The organism is Parcubacteria group bacterium, from assembly GCA_041657845.1.
Taxonomy (GTDB): Bacteria; Patescibacteriota; Minisyncoccia; order Moranbacterales; family JAKLHP01; genus JAKLHP01.
Genome location: JBBABD010000058.1, coordinates 1 through 3,209, shown reverse-complemented (window position 1 = coordinate 3,209; position 3,209 = coordinate 1). Strand labels below are relative to the sequence as shown.

The following is a 3,209-nucleotide window of genomic DNA, read 5'->3' as shown; positions in this document are numbered from 1 at the left end:
GTTTGTGTTTTGGCAATGTGAGCTGATTTGACAAATAATTGATATTACGGCATACTGAAAATAGCTTACCTATCGGTAAGTAAATAAGAGGTAACTGCAAAATATGAAAACGATTGCTAAACAACTAGGGGATGATGTTCAAGACACTAAAAAATATATTATTGATACTGCTCGTCAGTTTTTTTCCGAATATAGTTATTTGGGCGTTTCAATGAGCGATATCGCCGAAAAACTGAATATCACCAAGGCAGCGCTTTATTATCATTTTACCGGTAAAGCCGAGATTTATGAAAAAGTGCTTGATGAGGTTTTTAATGATTTAAGTTTGGCTATTACCGAAGCGACGAACGAAACTATGATTGACAAAAAATTATACAAACTGATTAAAAATTACTTGGATTTTGGATTCAAAGAAAAGAATCTTATCAAATCTATAGTGTTAAAACTATCACCGGCCGATAAACAGATAACGAAGCATGTCACTCAATTAAGAGAAAAAACCGCCAATCTAATCCAGCCTGTTATTGAGGAAGCCTTTGCAAACAAGAAATTAACCAAGAAAGTTGATAGTCAGCTTCTAACCTCTATGCTAACTGGCATGATGGATGGCTTGCTTTTGGAGTATTCGTTTTTAAATAGAAAAGTTGATTCGAAAAAAATAGCAGATCAGATTATCACTGTTTTATTTTAGTATCTAATATGCACAAAGAATATAAACCGATAAAATTTCCAGAAGACGAATCTGCTCATGACTCTATTGTCGAATGGTGGTATTTCAACGGCCACCTGAAAGACAAACACGGAAACGAATATTCATATATGGACTGTCTTTTTAAGGTGGATGTCAAAAAGGTAAAGATACCTTTTTTAAGCAAGATTCCGCTTAAGACATCCTACTTCTCACATTCACTCGTTTCAGACATAAATAATAAAAGTTTTCAGCATAGAATAGCTCCTTTTTCTGTTGTTTCCGATGACAGTTTTTCCAAATCCTTGCTTCATATAAATTACATCAATCCGGAAATAAAAAACGGTTACACCAACTGTGTTATTGAAAAAACAGGCGAATCAAAATACCGCTTAAAGAATGAAGATATTGATTTAAAATTAACTTCAGTCAGGCATCCTCTGCTGGAGGGCGGGAAAGGATTTCTCGATCTGGGAACCAAGACAACCTATTATTATTCTCTAACCAACCTGAGAACGGAAGGCCGGATAAAAATTAAAAATAAATGGGTGGACGTTACTGGCAAGTCCTGGATGGATCATCAGTGGGCGGACGCCAGTTATTCCAAGGATAGATGGGATTGGTTTTCGGTTCAATTGGATGATGACACGGAAATAGTTTGTTTTATGTATAATGACGGAAATAAAAAAACTTATGTAGCCGATATTTCTTATCCTGATGGCAGGCAGGAACATCATAGCAATGTTGAAATTATTCCCCTGAAAAGGCATTGGACAAGCCCAAGAAGTAAAGCAGTTTATCCTATGTTATGGAAAATTAAAATACCAGCAAAAGATATACATTTGATTCTATCGGCAAAAATTGAAAATCAGGAAATGTTGTTCGGTTCAATTAATTATTGGGAGGGACCGCTCAATGTCAGCGGATTGTTCGAAGATAAAAATGTAAACGGCGTCGGTTTTATGGAATTAGTCGGTTATCCGTCGCAATATAACAGTGCAAAATATATTAAGGATGAAATAGGAAAAACAGCCAGCCGGGTTATTTCGTCTATGAAAAATAAAGCCTTGACCTTAGCGGGCAATGTAAAAAATAGTTTTACGGAATCAGATTAAAATTATGGCAAAATTAAAACGACCGAAAATCGGTTTGGCGTTGGGAAGCGGCGGTCCCAGAGGACTGGCGCATATCGGCGTAATTAAAATTCTGGAAGAAAATAATATTCCGATTGATTTTATCGCCGGCTCAAGTATCGGCGCTATGGTTGGAGGATTTTATGCCGCTACCAAGGATATAAGACAAGTGGAAGAGATAGCGCTGGGAACCAACTGGAAAATGATTTTAGCATTGATTGATCCTTCCTTTCGCCAGGGATTGCTGGGAGGAAAAAAGGTAAACACTTTTATTGAGGATCATATTGATAAAATGGATTTCAGTGATTTAAAGGTTCCTCTTTCGGTAGTGGCGACAAATTTTAAGAATGGCGATGCAGTTATTATAAACAAAGGCGATGTTGCCTCCGCAATCAGAGCCAGTATTTCTTTGCCATTAGTTTTTAAGCCCGTAGAGCGTGACGGAAAAATGTTGGCCGATGGTGGATTGTCCCTGCCTGTTCCTGTCGAAGTAGTGAGAAAAATGGGAGCGGACTTGGTAATCGCGGTTAATTTGGATGCCGATTATTTTGCCGATAGTAACAATGAAAACAATAAATTCGGTTTTTATAAAATGGCTGAAAATTCAATCAATCTCTTGCGCCATCACCTGGCTCATCGGAATGTCGAAAATGCCGATATTATTATTAATCCTCGTGTTGGAAATGCGCATTGGGGGAAATTTCTGGACGGAAAAGATATAATTTCGGCCGGAGAAAAAGCGACAAAAATAAAATTATCGCAATTGAATGAATCAATGCATCAGGAAAACAAGGACGTTTTAAGCAAATTTTTAGATTTTCTTAAATTATAATAAAATGCTTAGAAATTTTTTCATTGCTTGCTGGTTTAGCTTTAAACAACTGAAACATAGCAACAAGAAAAGTGTTGTGATGACTATCTTGGTGGTGGTTTTGCTTTTCATTAATATTCTTTTTATCGCCTCGATGATGTCGGGACTTATTAGTGCTGTAAACAGCCAGACCATAGATTATCAATACGGAAATATTGTTATTGAGCCAAGCAAGGAAAGCGAAAGCGATGCCTATATCAAACAAGCAGAAAAGACGTTGGACAATATCAAGAGCATTCCGGGCGTAACCGGCGCAGTCGAGCATTATAAATCCGGTGTTGGCATTGCGTATGACCCCAAAAAAGAAGGAACTAATGTCAAAAACGGCAGTTGGTATCTATATTCGATAGTGCCTTCGGAAGAATCAAAAGTTCTGAAAATAAATTCGAAAATTGTTTCCGGAAGATATTTGGAAGATGGCGATCGCAATAAGATACTTATCGGGAGGGAAATTAGTGGTGGTTTTAATGCTACTCTTGAAAGGACATCTTTAGGCGGAGTGAATGTTGGTGACGAA

General features: G+C 37.2%; 4 protein-coding genes. All 4 read left to right on the top strand.

What is annotated here, in order from left to right:
- Positions 1-103: 103 nt before the first annotated feature.
- Entirely contained in the window at positions 104-691 is a 588-nt protein-coding gene (locus tag WC906_05375) for a TetR/AcrR family transcriptional regulator (protein MFA5777832.1), read from the top strand.
- An 8-nt stretch (positions 692-699) separates the two neighbouring features.
- A complete protein-coding gene (locus WC906_05370; protein MFA5777831.1) occupies positions 700-1,803 on the top strand; it encodes a lipocalin family protein in 1,104 nt (367 codons plus the stop codon).
- Between the two features lie 4 nt (positions 1,804-1,807).
- Positions 1,808-2,653 carry a patatin-like phospholipase family protein gene (locus WC906_05365; GenBank protein MFA5777830.1) on the top strand — a complete coding sequence of 282 codons (846 nt, stop codon included), beginning with the start codon at positions 1,808-1,810 and terminating at the stop codon, positions 2,651-2,653.
- Between the two features lie 4 nt (positions 2,654-2,657).
- Positions 2,658-3,209 (top strand): hypothetical protein (locus WC906_05360; GenBank protein MFA5777829.1); only part of this gene is annotated, 552 nt, incomplete at its 3' end.

What these genes read in the sequence shown, in the direction of transcription:
- WC906_05375 (MFA5777832.1), top strand. Translation starts at nt 104, where the DNA reads ATGAAAACGATTGCTAAACAACTAGGGGATGATGTTCAAGACACTAAA.
- WC906_05370 (MFA5777831.1), top strand. Translation starts at nt 700, where the DNA reads ATGCACAAAGAATATAAACCGATAAAATTTCCAGAAGACGAATCTGCT.
- WC906_05365 (MFA5777830.1), top strand. Translation starts at nt 1,808, where the DNA reads ATGGCAAAATTAAAACGACCGAAAATCGGTTTGGCGTTGGGAAGCGGC.